General features: G+C 65.7%; 19 protein-coding genes. 12 read left to right on the top strand and 7 right to left on the bottom strand.

The window, feature by feature from the left end; genetic code table 11:
- Nucleotides 1-21 precede the first annotated feature (21 nt).
- From WCJ41_RS02610 to WCJ41_RS02570, 9 genes are all read left to right on the top strand, one after another.
- Nucleotides 22-1,281, top strand: coding sequence for an ROK family protein (locus WCJ41_RS02610; RefSeq protein ID WP_336904261.1), 1,260 nt, complete (start codon nt 22-24; stop codon nt 1,279-1,281).
- Nucleotides 1,278-2,600 (top strand): vanadium-dependent haloperoxidase, encoded by a 1,323-nt coding sequence (locus WCJ41_RS02605; RefSeq protein ID WP_336904260.1) that lies wholly within the window; start codon nt 1,278-1,280, stop codon nt 2,598-2,600. Before WCJ41_RS02610 ends, WCJ41_RS02605 begins: the two co-directional genes overlap by 4 nt.
- Nucleotides 2,597-4,198, top strand: a complete 1,602-nt coding sequence (locus tag WCJ41_RS02600) for a CRTAC1 family protein (protein ID WP_336904259.1) — start codon at nt 2,597-2,599, stop codon at nt 4,196-4,198. Before WCJ41_RS02605 ends, WCJ41_RS02600 begins: the two co-directional genes overlap by 4 nt.
- Nucleotides 4,199-4,363: 165 nt before the next feature.
- Nucleotides 4,364-5,557: an ABC transporter substrate-binding protein gene (locus WCJ41_RS02595; RefSeq protein WP_336904258.1), complete on the top strand. Its 1,194-nt coding sequence runs from the start codon at nt 4,364-4,366 to the stop codon at nt 5,555-5,557.
- Nucleotides 5,554-7,152, top strand: coding sequence for a hypothetical protein (locus WCJ41_RS02590; protein ID WP_336904257.1), 1,599 nt, complete (start codon nt 5,554-5,556; stop codon nt 7,150-7,152). The genes WCJ41_RS02595 and WCJ41_RS02590 overlap by 4 nt, the downstream gene beginning before the upstream one ends.
- Nucleotides 7,143-7,787, top strand: coding sequence for an ATP-binding cassette domain-containing protein (locus WCJ41_RS02585; protein ID WP_336904256.1), 645 nt, complete (start codon nt 7,143-7,145; stop codon nt 7,785-7,787). The genes WCJ41_RS02590 and WCJ41_RS02585 overlap by 10 nt, the downstream gene beginning before the upstream one ends.
- Nucleotides 7,780-8,385: a CDP-alcohol phosphatidyltransferase family protein gene (locus tag WCJ41_RS02580; protein ID WP_336904255.1), complete on the top strand. Its 606-nt coding sequence runs from the start codon at nt 7,780-7,782 to the stop codon at nt 8,383-8,385. The genes WCJ41_RS02585 and WCJ41_RS02580 overlap by 8 nt, the downstream gene beginning before the upstream one ends.
- A gap of 319 nt (nt 8,386-8,704) precedes the next feature.
- Entirely contained in the window at nt 8,705-9,841 is a 1,137-nt protein-coding gene (locus WCJ41_RS02575; protein WP_336904254.1) for a type III PLP-dependent enzyme, read from the top strand.
- Between the two features lie 100 nt (nt 9,842-9,941).
- Nucleotides 9,942-10,466, top strand: coding sequence for an N-acetyltransferase (locus WCJ41_RS02570; RefSeq protein ID WP_336904253.1), 525 nt, complete (start codon nt 9,942-9,944; stop codon nt 10,464-10,466).
- Nucleotides 10,467-10,496: 30 nt separating this feature from the next.
- Here WCJ41_RS02570 and WCJ41_RS02565 read toward each other — a convergent pair whose 3' ends face one another.
- The 5 genes from WCJ41_RS02565 to WCJ41_RS02545 all read right to left on the bottom strand — a co-directional run bounded on the left by WCJ41_RS02565 (nt 10,497) and on the right by WCJ41_RS02545 (nt 16,602).
- On the bottom strand, nt 10,497-11,918 hold the full coding sequence (locus WCJ41_RS02565) for an FGGY family carbohydrate kinase (RefSeq protein WP_336904252.1): 1,422 nt from the start codon (nt 11,916-11,918) through the stop codon (nt 10,497-10,499).
- The gene (locus WCJ41_RS02560) at nt 11,915-12,781 is read right to left on the bottom strand and encodes an FAD/NAD(P)-binding oxidoreductase (RefSeq protein ID WP_336904251.1); all 867 of its coding nucleotides are present in this window, start codon (nt 12,779-12,781) and stop codon (nt 11,915-11,917) included. The genes WCJ41_RS02565 and WCJ41_RS02560 overlap by 4 nt, the downstream gene beginning before the upstream one ends.
- Nucleotides 12,768-14,123: an NAD(P)/FAD-dependent oxidoreductase gene (locus WCJ41_RS02555; protein WP_336904250.1), complete on the bottom strand. Its 1,356-nt coding sequence runs from the start codon at nt 14,121-14,123 to the stop codon at nt 12,768-12,770. Before WCJ41_RS02555 ends, WCJ41_RS02560 begins: the two co-directional genes overlap by 14 nt.
- 71 nt (nt 14,124-14,194) lie before the next feature.
- A complete protein-coding gene (locus WCJ41_RS02550; protein WP_336904290.1) occupies nt 14,195-14,962 on the bottom strand; it encodes an SDR family oxidoreductase in 768 nt (255 codons plus the stop codon).
- Nucleotides 14,962-16,602, bottom strand: coding sequence for an amino acid permease (locus WCJ41_RS02545; protein ID WP_336904249.1), 1,641 nt, complete (start codon nt 16,600-16,602; stop codon nt 14,962-14,964). Before WCJ41_RS02545 ends, WCJ41_RS02550 begins: the two co-directional genes overlap by 1 nt.
- 236 nt (nt 16,603-16,838) lie before the next feature.
- On the opposite strand from WCJ41_RS02545, the gene WCJ41_RS02540 reads away from it, so the two are divergent.
- The 3 genes from WCJ41_RS02540 (at nt 16,839) to WCJ41_RS02530 (ending at nt 20,059) form a co-directional block, all read left to right on the top strand.
- The gene (locus tag WCJ41_RS02540; protein ID WP_336904248.1) at nt 16,839-17,735 is read left to right on the top strand and encodes a LysR substrate-binding domain-containing protein; all 897 of its coding nucleotides are present in this window, start codon (nt 16,839-16,841) and stop codon (nt 17,733-17,735) included.
- 87 nt (nt 17,736-17,822) lie between these two features.
- The gene (locus WCJ41_RS02535) at nt 17,823-19,376 is read left to right on the top strand and encodes a trimethylamine methyltransferase family protein (RefSeq protein WP_336904247.1); all 1,554 of its coding nucleotides are present in this window, start codon (nt 17,823-17,825) and stop codon (nt 19,374-19,376) included.
- Nucleotides 19,377-19,417: 41 nt separating this feature from the next.
- Entirely contained in the window at nt 19,418-20,059 is a 642-nt protein-coding gene (locus WCJ41_RS02530; RefSeq protein ID WP_336904246.1) for a MarC family protein, read from the top strand.
- Here the strand turns inward: WCJ41_RS02530 and WCJ41_RS02525 are convergent.
- Nucleotides 20,034-20,330 (bottom strand): hypothetical protein, encoded by a 297-nt coding sequence (locus WCJ41_RS02525; protein WP_336904245.1) that lies wholly within the window; start codon nt 20,328-20,330, stop codon nt 20,034-20,036. The genes WCJ41_RS02530 and WCJ41_RS02525 overlap by 26 nt on opposite strands.
- The gene (locus tag WCJ41_RS02520; RefSeq protein ID WP_336904244.1) at nt 20,327-20,698 is read right to left on the bottom strand and encodes a DUF4112 domain-containing protein; all 372 of its coding nucleotides are present in this window, start codon (nt 20,696-20,698) and stop codon (nt 20,327-20,329) included. The genes WCJ41_RS02525 and WCJ41_RS02520 overlap by 4 nt, the downstream gene beginning before the upstream one ends.
- Nucleotides 20,699-21,007 lie beyond the last annotated feature (309 nt).

The following is a 21,007-nucleotide window of genomic DNA, read 5'->3' as shown; positions in this document are numbered from 1 at the left end:
CACATGCGAAATGGGAGAGTCATGCGGGAGAAGGCCGACAGCGATCTTGTGCGCCGGCAGAACCGCCTCCTGCTGATGGAGGCGCTGCGCCAGCACGGCGCCATGGCGCGGGTCGACATGGGCCGCCACACCGGGCTCTCCCCCGCCTCGATCACCACGATCTCCTCGCAACTGATCACCGACGGCATCCTCGAGGAGGCGAGTGCGACGCATGCGCCCGCCGAGGGGCCGCAGCGGCGCGGGCGGCCCACCACGCAGATCGACTTCAACCCGAAGAGCGCCAATGTGGTGGCCGTGAAGGTGTCGATCGACGGTCTCGAACTCGCATTGGCCGACGGGCGTGGCGCCATTCTGGCCCGCCGCACCTCGCGCACCACCACCTATGACGCCGATCCCGCTGTCTTCGGCAAGCTGGTAGCGGACGAGATCACCGCGCTGCTCGCCAAGGCGCGCGTGCCCTCCAGCCGCGTGGCGCGCGTCGGCATCGCAGTGCAGGGCGTGGCGGACTCGCAGGCCGGCACCTTGGTGTGGAGCCCGGCCTTCCGTGGACGGAACATTTCGGTGTCTGCCGCCATCGAGGATCGGCTTGGCATTCCCTGCCGCGTGGCGAACGACGCCAACATGATCGCCGAAGGACTGATCGGCAGTGACCGCGAACGCTATGGCGGCACGGCGGCCGTCATCTTCATGGGCTATGGCGTGGGCATGGGGCTGATCATCAACGGCCGGGTCTATCACGGCCCCACCGGCGCTGCGGCCGAGTTCGGGCACATGAACCATCTGCCCGACGGCCCCTTGTGCCGATGTGGTCGGCGCGGCTGTGTCGAGGCCTATGTGGCCGACTACAGCCTGCTGCGCTGGGCCTCGGGCCAGGCCATGACACAGGCGCCGTCATCGAACGCCATTCCGCATGAGGACATGCTGGCGCTGGAAGCTGCCGCACACCGCGGCGAGGAGGCCGCCGTCTCGGCCTATGCCAAGGCGGGCGAGGCGCTGGGCTTCGGGCTCGCCCGCCTCATCGCCATCCTGACGCCGTCGCGCATCGTGCTGGCGGGGCCGGGCACCAGGGCCATGGCGCTGATCCGCCCGCACCTCGACCGCGCGCTGGAAGCAGGCGTCGTCGACGAACTTCGCCGCAACGTCGAGATCGAGGTGGTGCCGATCGCCACCGACATGATCATCAAGGGAACGATCGACCGCGCGCTGCGCCACGTCGACCGGGAGATCTTTGCGCTTGGTCCGCTGGCAAAGCGGGTGCGCGAACTGGAGGACATTTCATGAGCATCACACGCCGCCGTGCCTTGCAGCTTGGGGCCGCCACTGCCCTGTTGGGACTCTTGCCCGCAACGGCTCGCGCCGCGGACAATGGCGGGGAAATCCTGCGGCAGTGGTACAAGGTGGTGCTGATGCTGGTGCGCCATACGGCCACCTATTCACCGCCTGTGGCGAGCCGCGCCTTCGCCTATCTCGGTGTTGCCGCCTACCAGGCGGTGGCCTCGGGTTCGACCTCGCTGGTCTCGCTCGCAGGCCAGCTCAACGGGTTGAAGGCGCTGCCGCCGCGCGATCCGGCGAAGACCTATTCGGACGCAGTGATCACCCACTGCGTGATGGCGTCTGCCGTGAAGAGCTTCTTCGGCAATACCGGCCCCACCGGCCAGCGCGTGATGGCGGCGGCAGAGAAGAAGCTGAAGGGCGATGCGCTGCAGGGCCTGGCCCCCGACGTCGTGGAAGCAAGCCTCTCCTATGGTGAGGCGCTGAAGGCGGCGATCATCGACTGGTCTGCCACTGATGGTGGTGCCGTCATCGAGAACATGGGATTCCCCATGGCTTACGAGGTGTCGAAGGAGCCTGGACACTGGAACCCGACCAGCGCCATCCGCCAGCAGCAGTTTCCGCTGCTGCCGAAGTGGGGCCAGAACCGGACCTTCGCCATGCCTTCGGGTGCGAGCTGCGGGTTGCCGCCGCCGATCCCCTTCAGCGAGGACCCATCCTCGGCGTTCTACAAGCAGGCCAGGGACGTCTATGACGTCACCACGCACCTGACGCCGGAACAGGTGGCGATTGCGCGCTTCTGGTCGGACGACCCGATGCTGTCCTTCACGCCACCCGGGCACTGGATCGCCATCGCGCATGACCTGCTGGCGCAGGAGAAGGCCGGCCTCGACCGCTCGGCCGAGGTGATGATGCGCCTCGGCGTGGCCATGGCGGATGGCTTCATCGGCTGCTGGAACGCCAAGTACCAGTTTGACTATGTGCGGCCCGTGAGCGTGATCAAGAAGCTGATCGACGCCAAATGGGAGCCGCTGCTGATCACGCCGCCCTTCCCGGAATATCCGAGCGGACACTCGACCGAGTCAGGGGCCGCCGCTGCGGTGCTGACCTCGATCTATGGCGAGAACTTTGCTTTCGCCGACCGCAGCCATGAGCGCGACGGGCTGGGCGCGCGCAATTTCCCCAGCTTCACGGCGGCGGCGAACGAGGCCGGCATCTCGCGCATGTATGGCGGCATCCACTTCCGGCCGGCCATCGAGCAGGGCCTCGAACAGGGCCGCTGCATTGCCCAGTTCGCCATTGGCTTGCGCACCAGGAGTTCGACATGAGGCTGCGCTTCGCTGCTGCCGCGATCCTCGCCTGCGCAGGCCATGCACTTGCCGCCGAAGGCCCGGTGGTTCCGGCGTTCGTGGAGGAGACCAAGACCTCCGGCATCGACAGTGTCTACACGGGCGAGTGGCAATACATGGTGGGCGGCGGTGCTGCCGCCTTCGACTGCAATGGCGACGGTTTCGAGGACGTGCTGATTGCCGGCGGCGAGAAGCCTGCCACCTTCTACGTGAACAAGAGCACGCGCGGTGGCGCGCTGACGTTCGAGAAGCAGACGAGTGGCCTCGAGTTCGACGCCATGACCGGCGCCTATCCGCTCGATGTCGATGGCGATGGCATCATGGACGTGGTGGTTCTCCGCGTCGGCGAGAACATCGTGATGAAGGGCAAGGGCGATTGCCAGTTCACCCGCGCCAACGAGGACTGGAGCTTCGCGGGCGGCGATGGCTGGTCCACCGCCTATTCAGCCGAATGGGAGAAGGGCAATGACTGGCCCACCATCGCCATCGGCAACTACATCGACCGCAAGCAGGAGCTGGAACCCTGGGGCTCCTGCACGCCCAACGTGCTGCAGCGGCCGAAGCCCGGTGCGAAAGGCTTCGACACGCCCATCGAACTGACGCCCAGCTATTGCCCGCTCTCCATGCTGTTCACCGACTGGAACAACTCCGGCACGGCGGACCTGCGTCTCGCCAATGACCGCGAATATTACGAGGGCGGGCAAGAGCAGATGTGGCAGGTGCGGCCGGGCCAGCCGCCGAAGCTCTATGCCAAGGAAGATGGCTGGGCCTACCTGCGCATCTGGGGCATGGGGCTCGCCGGCTATGACCTCGATGGCGACGGCTACCAGGAATATGCCATCACCTCGATGGCCGACAACAAGCTGCAGACACTGAAGGAGCCGCCCAAGGACGGCGCGGCGCCGAAGCCCACCTTCAAGGACGTGGCCTGGCCCAAGGGGGTGACTGCGCACCGGCCCTTCATGGGCAACGACCTCAAGCCATCGACCGCATGGCACGTCGACTTCCAGGACGTGAACAATGATGGGCTGGCCGACCTGTTCATCGCCAAGGGCAATGTCTCCGCGATGCCGGACTTCGCCATGAAGGATCCGAACAATCTTCTCGTCCAGGGCAAGGATGGCAAGTTCATCGAGATGGCCGAGAAGGCGGGCGTCGCCTCAACCGAGACCGCGCGGGGCGGGGCACTCGTCGACTTCAACCTCGATGGCCTCGTCGACCTGCTCGTCGTCAACCGCAATTCGCCGTCGCAGATCTGGCGCAATGTCACGTCAGGGGCAGGCAACTGGATAGAGGTGACGCTCGAGGCACCGGGCTCCAACGTCAACGCCATCGGCGCCATGGTCGAGGTGAAGACCGATCTGGGCACCCAGACCCGCGAGGTTACCTCGGGCGGCGGCCACGTCTCCGGCCAGTCGGGATGGGTGCATTTCGGCATCGGCGAGGCCACGGCAGCGCAGGTCCGCGTGCGCTGGCCGGGCGAGGACTGGGGCACGACCTATGCGGTGGACGCCAATGGCTTTGCCATTCTCGACAAGACGGCCGCCACCGCAACCGCCTGGACGCCGCCGCGTTGACCACTGCTGGCACGGAGCCACACCTGGCATTGACGTCATCCCGGCTTTCGCCGGGATGACGACCGAGCAGGATGTGAGATCAGGCACTTGGCCGAGCCATTCACGGCAAGCTGATTTTCATTTGCGCTCTGCCCGCCTAAGAGGGGTGGAGACGGAGACGGATCGATGCACCTGAAACTCACGCGCCGCAGCTTTGCGGGCCTTCTGGGCCTGACACCCTTCCTCTCGACCGCACGCGCCGAAGAAAGCTGGGCTGACATCGAGGCAAAGGCCAGGGGCCAGACCGTCTATTTCAACGCCTGGGCCGGCTCGCCGCAGGTCAATGCCTATATCGCCTGGGTGGCAGACGAGCTGAACACGCGTTACGGCATCGCGCTCACGCATGTGAAGCTCACCGACACGGCGGAGGCGGTGCGCCGCGTGCGGGACGAAGTGAGGGCCGGAAAAGATGGCAGCGCCGACCTCATCTGGATCAACGGCGAGAATTTTCACGTGATGAAGGAAGAGCAGTTGCTCTTCGGCCCCTTCACCGAGGATCTGCCCAATTTCGCCTTGGTCGACATCGACGGCAAGCCGACGACGCGCGTCGACTTCGCGGAGGGCACCGAGGGGCTCGAATCGCCCTGGGGCATGGCACAGCTGACCTTCTTCGCCGATGGCGCCAAGCTCGACACGCCGCCGATGTCGATGATGGAACTCCTCGACCTCGCGAAGGAAGAGCCGGGCCGCATCATCTATCCGGCACCTCCCGACTTCCACGGGAACACCTTCATCAAGCAGGCGCTGGCCGAAACCATCGAGGACCGCACGCTGCTGCCCGTGTCGATCGACAAGGCGATATTCACCGAAGCATCAAAGCCGCTGTTCGAATACCTCGACCAGCTGCACCCCAGCCTGTGGCGCGAGGGCAAGCAGTTCCCGCAATCGCAGGCGCAGGTGACGCAGATGCTGGCCGATGGCGAGTTGCTGATGGGCCTTACCTTCAACCCCAATGAACCCGCGAACCTGGTGATGGCGGGAACATTGCCCGACACCACCATCGCCTGGCAGAACCGCGACGGCAGCATCGGCAACACGCATTTCGTGGCGATTCCGATCAACTCGACATCGACGGCCGCAGCACAGGTGACGGCGAACTTCCTGCTCTCGCCGGAGGCGCAGGCCCGCAAGGCCGACCTCAAATTGTGGGGCGATCCCACCGTGCTGGACATGGACAAGCTCAACCCCTCCCAGCGCGCCCTCTTCAACCATGCCAAGGTGGCGGGCTCAGTGAAGAAACCCGCCCGCACCATCCCCGAGCCGCATGGCAGCTGGGTGCCGCTGCTCGAGGCGGCATGGCTCGAACGCTACGGCGCATGAACAGGCTCGGCGCGGCACCGCTGGCGCTGCTGTGGGCGTTGCCGCTGCTGTTGTCACTCGCCATGCTTCTGCCTGCGGCAAGCGACGGCGCAGCCTGGCACATGGCGCTCGCGCATCCGCAATTGTGGCCGGCACTGGCGCTGTCGCTTGCGACGGGTGCCGTCTCCACGCTCATCGCCCTGGCGATCAGCCTGTTGCTGATCGGCGGACTTTCCCGCAGCGCCATGTGGAACAGGCTGCAGGCCGTGGCGGCGACGGGACTTGCCATTCCGCATCTCGCCTTCGCCATCGGCTTCGGCTTCCTGATCATGCCGTCGGGCCTCATCGCGCGGCTGTTCGTGGGTGGTGATGCGCCGCCGTACTGGGTGAGCGTGCAGGACCCGTGGGGTGTGGCACTCACGCTGGCGCTGGCGCTGAAGGAGGTACCCTTCCTGCTCACCGCCGGTTTCGCGGTGTTGTCACGTGGCGATGCGGCGGCACGGCTCAGGGCCGAAGCCCGCACGGCGGCGAGCCTCGGCCATGCGCCGGGTTCCGCCTTCCTGCGCGTCGTGCTGCCGCCGCTGATGAAGGAGCTGCGCTGGCCGCTGGTCATCGTCTTCGTCTATGGCGCGACGGTCGTCGACATGGCGCTGGTGCTGGGGCCCACCCAGCCGCCGACTCTTGCCGTGGTCATCTGGCATGCGCTCAACAATGCCGAGCCGATGACGAACGGCATGGGCCTCGTCATGACCCTGCTGCTGACGGGGGCTTTGGCAATCGTGCTCGCCGCCGTCGCGCTGCTGAAGCGTGCCGGACGCAATGCCACCCACCGCATGCTGACGGCAGGTCCCTCGCTGCTGCAGCGTCCGCGCGCCACGGCCCTTGTCATCGGGCTGGCCGTAACAGCGATGCTCGCGCTGGCGCTGCTCGTCCTCGTGCTGCTCTCCCTTGCGCCACGGTGGCCCTACCCGGCCCTGCTGCCGGCCGCCGTGGATGCCTCTGCCTGGATGGCGGTATCGCCTGCACCCCTGTGGCTGAGCCTGTTGCTGGCGCTGGCCGCAACCGCAGTGGCGGTGGCGAGTACGGTGCTGTGGTTCGAAACGCAAGACCGCAATCGAGACCGCTGGGTGATCGGGCTTGCGCTTGTGGCGCTGGCATTGCCGCAGCTTGCCAGTGCCGGAGGGCAATACCGGCTGCTCCTGCCGCTCGGCCTCACCGGCACGCTGTTCGGGCTGTTCCTCGCCCATCTGACACCAGTCGCGGCCTATGTGCTGATCGTGCTCGCCGGGCCCTACCGCGCCTTTGACGGGCGCTACATCGCGGCGGCCCGCGCTCTCGCCGCCTCGCAACTCTCGGCGTGGGCACGCGTGAAGCTGCCGTTGCTGAAGGCGCCGCTGCTCATCGCGGCAGCCATCGGCTTCGCGGTGTCGATCGCGCAATTCGTGCCGGCACAGCTCATTGCCGCGGGGCGTTTCAGCACACTGCCGATGGAGGCGGTGACGCTGGCTTCGGGCGGTAACCGTCCGCTCACCGCCGCCTTCGCGCTGGCACTCACGGTGCCGCCGCTCGTCGCCTTCCTCGCCGCGGCCCTGCTAGGGAGGCCCAGATGGCGCTGAGACTGGAGACTGTATCCATCAGGATTGGCGGGCAGCCGCTCATCGCACCCGTCTCGCTCATCGTCGCGCCGGGCGAGACGGTGACGCTGATGGGGGCGAGCGGGTCGGGCAAGTCGACGCTCCTCTCCTTCATCGCGGGCGATCTCACGAGCCCCTTCACGACCTCGGGCAATGTGAGCCTCGACGGCAATTCGCTCGACGGACTGCCGCCGGAGACGCGGCGCATCGGGCGGCTGTTCCAGGACGACCTTCTCTTCCCGCATCTCACCGTGGCGGAGAACCTGCTGTTCGGTATGCCGCGCGGGCCGCGTCCGGAGCGGCTGGCGAAGGTGGAAGCTGCGCTTGCCGAAGCGGAGCTATCGGGCTTCGGCGACCGTCCGCCACACACGCTCTCGGGCGGGCAGCGGGCGCGGGTGTCGCTGATGCGGGCACTGGTGGCGGAGCCTCATGCCATGCTGCTGGACGAGCCCTTCAACAAGCTGGACGCCGAGCTGCGGCAAAGCCTGCGCAGCTTCGTGTTCGAGCACATCGCGGCGCGACGCATTCCCTGCCTGATGGTGACGCATGACATGGCCGACGTGCCCGCAAATGGCCGCCTTCTGCTGCTAAAACACGCCACGGTGACCCATGCTTGACCGCCTGACGCTAAGCCTCGTGAAGCCTGCCGTGGACGCTGCCGCGCAGTGGCTTTCAAAACGCGGCTTCACCGCCGACCAGGTGACGCTGGCGGGCTTTGCGCTGGGCCTGCTGGCGGCGGTGCTGGTCGCCTCCGGCCACAGCCTGCTCGCCGTCATCCCGCTTCTTGCCAACCGGGCGCTGGACGGCATCGACGGTGCGCTGGCGCGGCTCTCGACCACCTCGGAGCGCGGTGCTTTCCTGGACATCTCGCTCGACTTCGTCTTCTACGCGGCGATCCCGCTGGCCTTCGGCTTCGCTGCGCCGGAGCAGAATGCGCTCGCCGCCGCAGCACTGCTCGCCGCCTTCGTGGTGACGGGCACGAGCTTCCTCGCCTTCGCGGTGCTGGCCGAGAAGCGCGGGCTGAAGAGTGCAACCTATCCGTCGAAGGCCTTCTATTATCTCGGCGGATTGACGGAAGGCACGGAGACGATCCTCTGCTTCCTCGCCATGTGCCTGTGGCCTGAGCACTTCACCGGGCTTGCCTATTTCTACGCCATGCTCTGTGTACTGACGTCCGCGACGCGCCTTCACGCCGGCTGGAAGGCCTTCGGCTGAAAAAAATTGGCCTGCGGGTCAAAAAATCCTTGCATGTGACAGCGAACGAGCACATATCGCTTTCGCCCAAAGTCGCACGTGCCCCAAGGATTTCCCCAAAGCAACGACGGTGCGGGCTTTTTGGTCTCTGCCGGCTCCTCAAAAGGCCGGGGTTACTGAGAGGCACCACTTTCCTTGCCCCATGTGCGATTGGGACTGTCCCGATCAAGCCAAGGCGAACGTCAGTCTGATCTGAGCGTTTCCGCGTCTCCACAGCGCGGGGCGACCGTGATCATTCTGGCGCAGGCAACGCTTAACTTTGATTCGGGGAGATACCCACATGGCTGCCACCGCCCGCATTCTCGACTTCCTGCGTGACCAACGTCCCGAAGGCCCGTGCCTCGTGGTCGATCTCGAAGTCATTGCCGACAACTTCCGCGCCTTCCGCCGCGCCATGCCGGACACCCGCATCTTCTACGCGGTGAAGGCCAACCCGGCGCCCGAGGTCCTGAAGATGCTGGCCGACATGGGCTCGTGCTTCGACACCGCTTCGGTGGCCGAGGTCGAGATGGCGCTGGCTGCCGGCGCCACCCCGGACCGCATCTCGTTCGGCAATACCATCAAGAAGGAGCGCGACATCGCGCGCGCCCACGCCCTTGGCGTCAAGCTCTTCGCCGTCGATTCAGGTGAGGAAGTGGAGAAGGTCGCCCGCGCAGCGCCTGCTGCGAGCGTGTTCTGCCGCATCCTCACCGATGGTGCCGGCGCCGAGTGGCCGCTGTCGCGGAAGTTCGGCTGTGAGCCCGCCATGGCGGTGGACGTGCTGATGCACGCCCATGCCCTTGGCCTCGAGGCCTATGGCATCTCCTTCCACGTCGGCTCGCAGCAGACGCGTCTGGCCGCCTGGGACTCCGCACTCGAAGAGTCGAAGGCGATCTTCGATGCCATGCAGGCGCGCGGCATCACCTTGAAGATGGTGAACCTCGGCGGCGGTTTCCCGACCAAGTACCTGAAAGAGGTGCCGGGCACGGGCAGCTACGCCAACGCCATCCACGAGGCGCTGACCAAGCACTTCGGCAACGCGATCCCCGAGACCATCATCGAGCCGGGCCGCGGCATGGTGGGCAATGCGGGTGTCGTCAAGGCGGAGGTCGTGCTGATCTCGAAGAAGCACGCCAACGACAACATCCGCTGGGTCTACCTCGACATCGGCAAGTTCGGCGGCCTCGCCGAGACGATGGACGAGGCGATCCGCTACCCGATCGTGACGGCGAAGGACGGTGACGAGAAGACTCCTTGCGTGATCGCGGGCCCGACCTGCGACTCGGCCGACGTGCTCTACGAGAAGACGCCTTACGACCTTCCCGTGACGCTCTCGGTGGGTGACGAGGTTCTGATCGAGGCCACCGGCGCCTACACGACGACCTATGCGGCCGTCGCCTTCAACGGCTTCGCGCCGCTCAAGTCCTACGTCATCTGACGTAACTCACACTCCAGTCGCCCCCGGCACGTGCCGGGGGACCTCCCAATTGCTTTGGTTTCCGGCGCGTATCCGCCGGGATGACAGGAAGGCTTATCCCATGACCATGATCCGCACCGAGACCGCCACCGATGCCGCCGCCCGCGAGCGCCTGCTCGACCGCGCCTTCGGCAAGACGCGCCGCCGCAAGACCTCCGAGCGCATCCGCGAGGGGCGTCTTCCGTCGGAAGGCCTCGCCTTCACCGCGGTGGACGACAAGGGCAAGCTCCTCGGCACCATCCGCCTGTGGGACGTGGTGGCGGGCTCGGCCGGCCATGCGCTGCTGCTGGGACCCTTGGCTGTTGACTGCAAGCAGCAGGGCAATGGCATTGGCGCGGCGCTGATGCGCCATACCCTGGCGGAGGCGAAGATGCTCGGCCATGCGGCCATCATCCTGGTGGGTGATGCGCCTTACTATGCGCGCTTCGGCTTCAATGGTGCTCTCGTGGCGGATCTGCATCTGCCGGGCCCCGTCGAGCGGGCGCGTTTCCTGGGGATCGAGCTGATCCCCGGCGCCCTTGATGGCGCGGAAGGCCTGGTTGCCGGCTGCGGCCGGCTCGAGGCGCTTCAGCAGGAAGCTGCATAGCGCGCGCCGCAAGGCGTTCGCTTCTGCAAGTCAAGCTTCCTTCCAGCCCCGGGCGCGCGTTACCGCTGTGGCGAAGCGGCTGCGTGCCTCGTGGCCATAAGTCCCCACCGGCCTCACACTGCTGACGGGCGTCGGCAATTCGGGAAGAGTTGCCGCCCCCAGCCCCCGCATCGCCATGCGGGCGGTTCCCAGCGCCGTGAGGTCGGTGGCGGACGGAACGATGATCGTCAGCCCCGTCACGTCCGCCAGCACCTGCAGCAGATAGGGGTTCCGCGCCATGCCGCCGTCGACTGAGACGGCAGCACCCAGCGGCAGCAGCGCGCCCATCGCCGCGATGACCTCTGCGGCACGCAGCGCCACGCCCTCGATCAGGCTCTGCATCAGGTCGGCGCGCGTCGTATCCAACCCCAGCCCGATCCATAGTCCTGATGCCGAGCGGTCCCAGTGCGGACAGGCGAGTCCGGAGAGGGCCGGCACGAAGGCGAGGTCGCGCAGGATGGCGGGATCTTTCTCGAAGGCGCTGATCTCGGCATAGTCCGCGAACAGGCCAAGCTGCTTCGCCCAATTCACCGCCGAGGCCGCGTTGTAGACGCCGCCTTCGAGTGCGAAGTGAGGCCTGTCACGCAACTGTTGCCACGCCACCGTGGGCACGATGCCGAAGCGGCTGCCGTTCACCCGCTCCGCACCTGCAATGGCCAGCGCAAAGGCGCCGGTGCCGAAGGTGATCTTCACGTCACCGACATTGGCGCAGCCATGGCCGAAGAGGGCTGCTTGCTGGTCGACGAGGCTCGCCGTCACCGGCACGCCCTTGTGTTCACCGAAGGGACCGGTCGAGGGCCTGATTTCGGGGAGGCACTCCATGGGCACGCCGAAGAGATCGCAGAGCCCCGCATCCCACTGGAAGCTGTCGAGCGACATCAGGCTGGTGCGCGAGGCATTGGTGACATCGGTGACGAATTCACCGGTGAGACGCGCGAGGAAGAAGGCTTCCGAGGTACCGAGCCTGAGGCGCTTCTGCTTCAGCAGCTCCTTGGCCTCCGGCACATGGTCGATGAACCAGCGGAGTTTCGCGGCGGAGAAATAGGGGTCGAGCGGCAGGCCCGCGACCGACTGCGTCAGTTCTTCGGCACCTTCCGCCTTCAGCCGCTCCGTCACATGCTTGGTGCGGTCATCCTGCCAGACGATGGCGTTGTGGATGGGTCGCCCGGTGCTCGCATCCCATGCAATGACGGTTTCGCCCTGGTTGTCGATGCCGATGGCATCGACCTTGCCCGCCGCGGCGATGGCGTCAGTCACGTGGCGCAGCAGTTCCTCCGGATCGTGCTCGACGTAGCCCGGCTGCGGATAGAATTGCGCGTGCTCGAAAGCGGCGATGGACTCGAAGCGGCCTGCATCATCGTAGACATAGGACTTGGTGCCGGTGGTGCCCTGATCGACCGCGACGACCTTCATGCCGAACCCCTTGCAACCTGCTCCGCGATGGCGCGGCCCTCGCGCCAGCAGGCGCCTGACGTCTTGAGGTCACCATGGACATTACCGGCGAGCGTGACCTGAGGCCGGTTCACCAACAGCGCGGCCTCGGGCACCCATTCACCGGTGAAGATCACGCCGTCGCAGGCGATATGTTCACGCTTGCCGTTGCGCTCGATCTCCACCGCCTCGACCTGCCCGCGGCCTTCGATGGCGATGAGGCTGGTGCGGGTCCACACCGGAACGCCATAGACCAGCTTCGCGATGAGATCGCCCGGGCGCGGTGCTGAGATTCGGTCCTTCGCCTCGATCATCGCGACTGGCCTGATGCCAATGTGGCGGCAGGTGAGAATGGCGGAGAAGGACACCAATTCACTGCCGATGATGACGGGTCGATCGAATGGCTTGAAATTCTGTAGATAGACATTGGCCTGCAGCGCGCCCGTGGTCATCACGCCGCGCGGACGTGCGCCGCCGACGAGGCGGGCGCTGCGCGGCGTCTCGCGCGTGCCGGTGGCAAGGATGATCCTGCCCGCCGCCATCTCGCTGATGCCGTGCTGGTTCTGCACGCGCAGCACGTCACCATCGATGCCGAGCACCGTGTGGCCGGTACGGAGGTCGAGGCCCTTCGAGTCGTCGCGCAATTGCGCGGCAAAGCCCGGGCCCGTCCAGATGCGGCGGTGGCTTTCCCAGCCAAACCCCAGGTGCCCGCAATGGCGCGGCACGCCGCCAGCCTGTTGCTCGCGCTCCAGCACGGTGGCGGCGATGTCGAGTTCGGAAAGCCGCCGTGCGGCGGAAAGCCCTGCAGGCCCGCCACCGATGATGACGACGTCACGCCGCTCCATGGGTCTTCTCCCGGAACAGCGCCTCGACATGGCCGGAACAGTTGAAGCCCTGGCAGCGCCCCATCATGGCGCGCGTGCGGCGCTTGAGGCCGCCGAGATCTCCGGCGGGAAGCGCACCTTCTAGGGCGGCCAGGATTTCGCCGCGCGTCACGCGCTCGCAGTGGCAGACGATCTCACCACCTTCCATATAGGGACGCGGCCGCTCCTCCGTGAGGTTGGGCACCGGCGTCCAGATCGGGTCAGGTGCATTTGGCAGCGTGCCGAAATGCGTGACGTAGAGCCCCGCCACATGCTGCGCGATGCCGAGGCTGGCGGTGAGGCCGGTAGAGCGGATGCCGCCCACGGTGATCCAGCCGCGATCAGCCAGCGCCTCGATCACATAATCCTTGTGTTCGGTGGCGGGCCGGAGCCCGGCATAGGTTGCATTGACGCCGATCCCATCGAGCCCGGGCACCATCTGCAGCGCGCGCGCCTTGAGGCGTTCGAGCGTGGCCGTGTCGGTGGCCGCCACCTCGCGCTCGGTCACGTCTTCCGCCGTGGGGCCGATGGCGAGGTTGCCGTAGGCGGTGCGGAACAGGACGACACCCTTGGTGCGCTCGGTCGGCACTGGCAGGATGATGGCATTCACGAGCTTCGAGGCTTCCTTGTCGAACACCACGAACTGGCCCCGGCGCGGCGTGATGGTGAAGGGCGAGACCCGCGCGATCACCTCCACGAGGTCGCCGAAGTTTCCCGCTGCGTTGATGACGACCCGCGCGGTGACGGCGCCTGCCGTGCTGTGGAGCGTCCATGCGCCATTCGAATAGTCGCCGCCCGTCACCTCCGCATTGCGCAGGATCACAGCGCCATGGGCCAGCGCCTGATGCGCATAGGCGAGCGGGGCGGACCATGCGTCGATGATGTGTTCGCCCGGCACCAGCACGGCGGCCTTGGCTGCGGGCGACAATTGCGGTTCGAGTCTCAGCAGCTCCTCGCGCGACACGTGGCGCACATCGGCAACGCCATTGGCATGGGCCTTGGCCACGATGCCGTCGAGCTTCGCCTGTTCCTCTGGACTCCACGCCACGACAAGTGCCGTGCTCTTCACCAGCGGCAGGTTCAGCTTGTCACGAATATCGAGATACTCGGCATAGCCCGCCTGCATGCAGGCAAGCTCGGTGCTGCCCGTCGGCGCGTCGAAGCCCGTATGCAGCAGCGCGCTGTTGCCTTTGGAGGCGCCGTTCAGGATATCCGCGCCGCGTTCCAGCAGAACACAGGACAGGCCCGACATGCACAGGCGGCGCAGGATGGCGAGGCCCACCACGCCGCCGCCGATCACCGCAATGTCGAAGCTCCGCTGCATGATGCTGATCCTAGCGTGAAAAGAAGAGGGCGGCCAATGGGCCGCCCTCATATTCGTGTCTCGTGCCGTGATCAGGCGGCGGTGAAGCCGTTGTCCACGAAGAGGTGCGTGCCGTTGACGAAGCTCGCATCGTCGCTTGCCAGAAAGAGTGCGGCGCGGGCCACCTCTTCCGGTTCGCAGATGCGGCCCTGCTGTACGGCGAGTGCCGCCTCGGAGGTGTCGACCCCAAGCTTCTGCAATTCCGCCACTTCGCGAAGTCCGTGCGGCGTCCTCACGAAGCCCGGGCACACGGCGTTGCAGCGGATGTTCCTGTCACGGAACTCCACCGCAATGGCGCGGGCGAACATGTGGCAGGCGCCCTTGGTCGTGTCGTAGAGCACTTCCATGGGAGTTCCTGCCACCGCCGAGATCGACGAGGTGCAGACGATGGAACCGCCGCCCGCCGCGATCATCTGCGGCAGGACGGCCCTGGTGACGAGGAACATGCTCTTGACGTTGATGTCGGTGAGCCTGTCCCATTCCTCTTCGGTGGTCTCGAGGAACGGCTTGATGACGATCGAGCCTGCGTGGTTGAACAGCACGGTGATGGGGCCGAGCCTGGCGCTCACCTCATCCACCGCCTTCTTCACCTCGTCGGCCCTGGAGACGTCGGCCTGAACGAAGCAGGCCTTGCCGCCAGCGCGCTCAATGTCCGCCACCGCCTCGAGCCCGGCCTTGGCGTTGATGTCGAGAATGCCGACACGAGCGCCTTCCGCCGCGAAGAGACGGGAGGCAGCGCCCCCCATGCCGGTGGCCCCGCCGGATATCAGGGCCACCTTGTTGTCAAGCCTGCCCAAGATCAGCGGCTCTCGAGCTTGGCTTCCATCTTGGCGATCTCCGCCTGGCGGCGGGCGATTTCGTCACCCATCGGCGGGCCCTTGAAGCGGCGGCCTTCGAAGGCAACCCAGGCAAGGATCAGCAGACCGTAGAAGGCGACCGTGTAGTAGATCAGGCCGGGCACGAAGGTATCACCGGTGATCGAGGGCACGAATGCGTGGCCACCGATGATGATGCCGATGGTGCCGATCGCGACGATGATGGCGAAGATCTTCGACAGTCCGCCGAGGCGGAACTTGCCGTAGGTCGTCCAGGTCTTGCCTTCGGCGAAGAAGCCGGCAACCACCGGCATGCCGTAGGACATGTAGAGATACATGGCGCAACCCGTCGACAGCGCCGCGAAGGCGTTGAGCGGCGTGGTGATCACCACAAGCAGGAAGGTGACGATGCCGGTGAACCAGATCGCCGCCGTGGGCGTGCGGTAGGTCTTGGAGACGTGGGCGAGCTGGTGCGGCAGGCCACGGTCACGCGCGAAGGCATAGATCATGCGCGAGGTCGAGGTGAGGCCCGACAGCGCACAGAAGAAGTTGGCGAGGATGATGCCGATGGCGCAGATCTTGCCGAGGAAGCTCGGCATGATCAGCGTGTTGAACAGCACCGCGAAGGAGCTCCAGCCAAGGATCGCCATGTCGGCGGGCGTCGGCCCTCCGGGGATGGCGGCAAGCTGGTCCATGATCTCCTTCGAAACCATCGTCTGGTTCGGGTCGGCCGCCAGCGTCGTGTAGACGGCGGGCAGTGCCATGACCATGCCGAGCGCCAGCGCGAAGCCGAATACGAGGGACCAGAACACCGAGGTGAGCATGCCCTTGTGCACGGTGTTCTGCGCATCCTTGGTTTCTTCCGAGGTATGCGCGGAGGCGTCGAAGCCGGTGATGGTGAAGAGCGGATAGAGGAAGCCCATCAGCACGGCGATGAAGATGCCGGTTTCAGGCGCAACGCCGCCGCCCGCCGCACCCGTCTTGTTGACGAAGGCGAAGGCGTGTCCGAAATCCCAGCTCGGCACATGCATGAACAGCAGTCCGACCAGAATGACGGTGATGACGAGGATCAGATAGCCCGAGAAGTCCGTCAGGATCGTGGTGAGCCGGATGCCGAAGTGGTTCAGCGCGCACTGGGCGATGGTGATGGCGGCGATCCAGGTGAACATCGTGGTGTTCGTCCAGGTCGAGACGTCCCAGCCCAGCATGCCGCTGAAGAACAGATCGCGGATGAAGGTATAGAGAATGACGTTCACCGCCGGGATGACGAAGAGCAGGCCCAGCAGATTGGTATAGGCGGTGAGCCAGCCCCAGAACTTGCCGCCGAGGATCGACGACCAGTGGTAGAGGGAGCCCGCCGTCGGATAGGCCGAGGCGATCTGGCCGAGCGAGGCGGCCACGATCAGCGCATAGATGCCGCCGAGGATCCAGCAGATGGTCGCCGTCCACGGGCCAACCGTCGACATGGCGATCGGGAAGGACGCGAGACCGCCCGAAATGATGCAGATGATGGAAAACGAAATGGCGAAGCTCTGGAACGTTCCCATGCGTCGCGACAACTCCTGGGCATAGCCCATGGAGTGGAGGACCTTCTCGTCCTCCGTCAAATGATGATGTTCGGCCATAAAGGCATCTCCCCCACGCCATCGGGGCAACTTGGCGCGTTGTCTTGTTTGTGATGTGCGGAATCACCGGCTTGAACCAGCGAACCCCTCTTCCCCACTGGTCATTCTGTAACGGAAATTACAATCGGTCAACGTGCCGTAACTGATCGCAAAGCGGGCAACTGTGCCTTTTGGCGGGCAGGGGCGGCCGTTCGAATGAGCTTTCCTCACGTCAAGCAAGGGCCTAATCTCGCGCCATGGTCCGCCGCCACTATGATTTGCCCTCGCTCAATGCACTCGCCGCCTTCGAGTCGGCGGCGCGACACCTGAGCCTGACACGGGCCGCAACAGAGCTCAGCGTGACGCCTGGGGCTGTCTCCAAGCAGGTGAAGGCGCTGGAGGACCAGATCGGGCGGCCACTGTTCCTGAGGCTCCACCGCGCGCTGGAGCTGACGCCCGAGGGGCATGCCGTCTACCAGAGCCTGAAGGATGCCTTTGAGCGGGTCTCCGCCACCATTCGGCAGGTGGGACTATCGGGCAGCCCGCGCTCGGTGTCGATCGGCACCACCATGGCCTTTGCGCAGCTCTGGCTAATGCCGCGGCTCGGCGATTTCTGGACACGCCACCAGGACATCGTGCTCGACCACATCATCTCCGACCGCGCCAATGAGCCAAACCGTGCCGGTGTTGACCTGCGCGTGCGCTATGGCGACGGCAACTTCACCGACGAGACCTCCACGCTACTGTTCGGCGACCGCATCATCGCGGTGGCGGCGCCTTCCTTCCTCGCGCGCCACAAGGTGAAGAGCATGCAGGACCTGTCGTCCTTGCCGCTGCTCTCGGTCGAGGGCGTCGACTGGACATGGACGACATGGGCAGATTTCCTGAAAGCGGCGGGCGCCCCGCACCGCAAGCTCAACGTGCGGCGCTTCAACTCCTATGTGATCGCGTTGCAGGCGGCACAGGCGGGCCAGGGCGTGGCGCTGGGCTGGATGAGCCTGGTGAAGCCACTGCTGGCACAAAAACTTCTGGCCAAGGCGAGCCCGGCTGAAGTCGCGGCTCCACAGTCCTTCTATCTCACCTGGCCCACGCGCCAGCCGCTCAAGCCCGAGGCGGAAATCCTGCGGGACTGGCTGCTGGCCCAGGTTGCTTGAGTTCATCTCAACCGATCATCGCGAAAGCCTCGCTTGAAGGGCGCGCGTCGGAAGCGTTCTATGGCGCCTCCGATCAGGAGACGCATGATGACTGACGCCAGCACCGCCACGCCCCAGGCCGCCCCTTCGCGCCGTGCTGGCGGGCGCGACGGCAGGCGTGCGCTGCGGGCCACACCCATGGCCTCCTTCCCCACGCTGGTGCGGGAAATCCCGGTCTACAACCTCGTGCCCGACGAAGCGGTGGAACTGATCCACGACGAATCGATGAATATCCTCGAGGAGGTGGGCTGCGAGTTCCGCGACGACGAGGCGATTGCCATGTGGAAGGCAGCCGGCGCCAATGTGACCGGCACGCGCGTCCGGATCGACCGCGGCCTGTTGATGAGCCTCATCGCCACGGCGCCTTCGGAGTTCACGCTCAATGCCCGCAACCCGGAGCGCACCGTCAGGGTGGGTGGCCGTAACCAGGTCTTCGTGCCCATGTATGGGGCGCCCTATGTGCGCGACCTCGACAATGTGCGCCGCTATGGCGCGCTCGAGGACCTCAACAACTTCCACAAGCTCGCCTACATGCTTCCCGCACTCCATTCCTCGAGCTCGATCTGCGTCGAGCCGATGGAAATCCCCGTGCCAAAGCGCCACCTGCACATCATCCACTCCGCGCTGACCTATTCCGACAAGCCCTTCATGGGCATCGTCACCTCGAAGGAGCGCGCGGAAGACGTGATGAAGATGTCGGGCATCGTGTTCGGCGAAGACTATGTGAAGGACAACACGGTGGTCGTCTCGATCACCAACTGCAATTCACCTTTGGTGTGGGACGCGACCATGCTGGATGCGATGAAGGTCTATGCCGCGCACAACCAGCCCGTCATCTGCGCGCCCTTCGCGCTGTGCGGCGCCTCGACGCCCGCCTCTGCCGTGGGTGCCGTGGCGCAGGTCAATGCCGAAGCACTCGCCGGTGTGGCCTTCACCCAGCTGATCCGCGCAGGCTCGCCCGTCATCTATGGCCAGTTCATGGTGGCGGTGGACATGAAGTCGGGAGCACCCATGGGTGGCACGCCCGAAGCCGCACAGATGATGTATCTGATGGGCCAGCTGGCGCGGAAGTATAATCTGCCATGGCGCACCTCGGGCTTCCACGTCGGCTCCAAGCTCAATGATGCGCAGGCGGGCTATGAATCGAACATGCTGATGCATGCGGCGATCCTCTCGGGCGCCAACTACATCTGGCATGTGGCGGGCTGGCTCGAAGCGGGACTGTGCTGCGATTACTCCAAGTTCGTGACGGACGCCGAGCAGCTGGTGGGCTGGTACAAATATGCCGGGGGCGTGTCCTTCACCGACTTCAAGGAGGCGATGGCGGCGGTGCGCGAGGTGGGGCCGCAGGGCCACTTCCTCGGCACGCAGCACACGCTGGAGCATTTCGAGAAGGCCTTCTTCAGCCCCTCCATCATGGACTTCAACTCCTTCGAGCAGTGGTCGGCCGAGGGTGCGAAGGACCACGCCACGCGCGGCCGCGACAAAGCGCGCCTCATGCTGCAGAATTACGAGCCGCCGACGCTCGATGAAGGCATCGCCGAGGGCCTGCGCGACTTCATCGCGAAGCGTGAGGAAGTGCTGCCCGACACCGTCAGCTGAGGCCATTGGCGGGGCGGGTGCCCGCGTGCTAGCACGGCATCATGCTTGCCGATTTCATCACCTCCGCCATTGCCACGCTGCTGATCGTCGCCGACCCGGTGCTGCTGAGTGCGCTGTTCCTCGGCATCACCCATGGCATGACCAAGGAACACCGGCGCGAGGTGGCGATCCGCGGCTCCATCATTGCCTTCTGCATCCTGCTGGCGGCGGGGCTGGGCGGCGCGAAGCTGCTCGACCTTCTCGGCATTTCTCTCTCGGCCTTCCGCATTGCCGGAGGCCTGCTGCTGCTATCGGCGGCGGCGGAGATGGTGTTCGACCGGCGCGGCGAGCGCCTCAAATCCACGGTCGAGCAGGCGATCACCATCGACCACGTGAAGAACATCGCTGCCTTCCCGCTGGCCATTCCGCTGATGGCGGGTCCTGGCGCCATCACGGCCATGATCCTGCTGGCGGGCCGCGCCGAGGGCCGCGTGACGTGGCTCGTCTCGCTCTACGGCGTGGCGGCGCTGGTCATGGCCGCCTGCTGCGTGGCCTTCCTGATGGCCGAGCGCATCTCGCAGCTGATGGGCGTCACCGGCCGCGCGGTGCTGACGCGGCTTCTCGGCATCATCCTCGCGGCACTCGCGGTGCAGTTCGTGATCGACGGCGTCTCCGCCATCACGCCGTGGCACGCGGCAGGCTGAGCCTGGGAAGCAGTTTCGTCGCGATGAAGCCCATCGCCACCAGCACCAGCGAGACCAGAGCCCACACCGCAACGACCAGCCATTCACCGACTCCGGTTCCGACAGAGGCGAGCCATGAGGCCCATTCGATGAACAGCGGGTCTGCCGGCACGATGTCGGCATTGCTGGCGACGATGCCGCCTGCCACGCCGATGAGGCCATGGGTGATCCAGGCGACCAGTGACCAGAGGGCAAGGACAAGGCCGGTGAGGCCCCAGACGAGCGTCTTCATCGATGTGTCTCCGCGAGGTGCTGCCGCAGCAGGTTGAGGTTGCGCGTGTTGGCCTTGAAGGCCATGTCGAACAGGAAGCCGACCACGGGGATTGCGCCAACGGCGGTGTCGGCTGCGATGTTGAGGCCCATGCGGGTGAGCAGGCGCTTGGGAACGCCATGGCGCACGGCTTCGCCGATCACATAGAGGGACATGCCGGTGCCGACGAGCGTGCCAACACCGGGCACGAGGCTCAGCACGCCGTCGGCTCCCACGCTGCGCGAGGTGCCGGGAATGCGCAAAGCCGAGTCGGAAAACCAGGCGAGCCATTCGAGGCGCTCCAGGGTGCCCTGTGGTGTGAGGTCTATTGTGATCGAGGGGCTGGTCATTCGCGTTCATCTCCCAGATTGCGGCGCAACGCGCCTCCAAGGTGGAAGAGTCCGACATCGCAGCCTGAAGGCTGCCAGAGGGGCCCGGACCCATCGCATCATCATGTGGAGACGCGCCGCGCGGGGACAAGGAGTCCGCGCAAAAAAGAGGGGTGAACGGCAGCAACCAACAACCGCTCACCCCCGAGCCGGCCTCAAGCCGGGACGCTCCGAGTACTCTTCGCTTGAGAATGGGAGGACCCAAGAAAGACGTGTGCGCCGATTTGTGCGATGCAAACATAATGCCAGTCCGCTGACATGCTGCAAAAA

The sequence above is a fragment of the Aestuariivirga sp. genome (genome assembly GCF_037139295.1).
Classification (GTDB): domain Bacteria; phylum Pseudomonadota; class Alphaproteobacteria; order Rhizobiales; family Aestuariivirgaceae; genus Aestuariivirga.
Note: the sequence above shows the minus strand (reverse complement) of the source record. Positions and strands in the feature narration are given on the sequence as shown.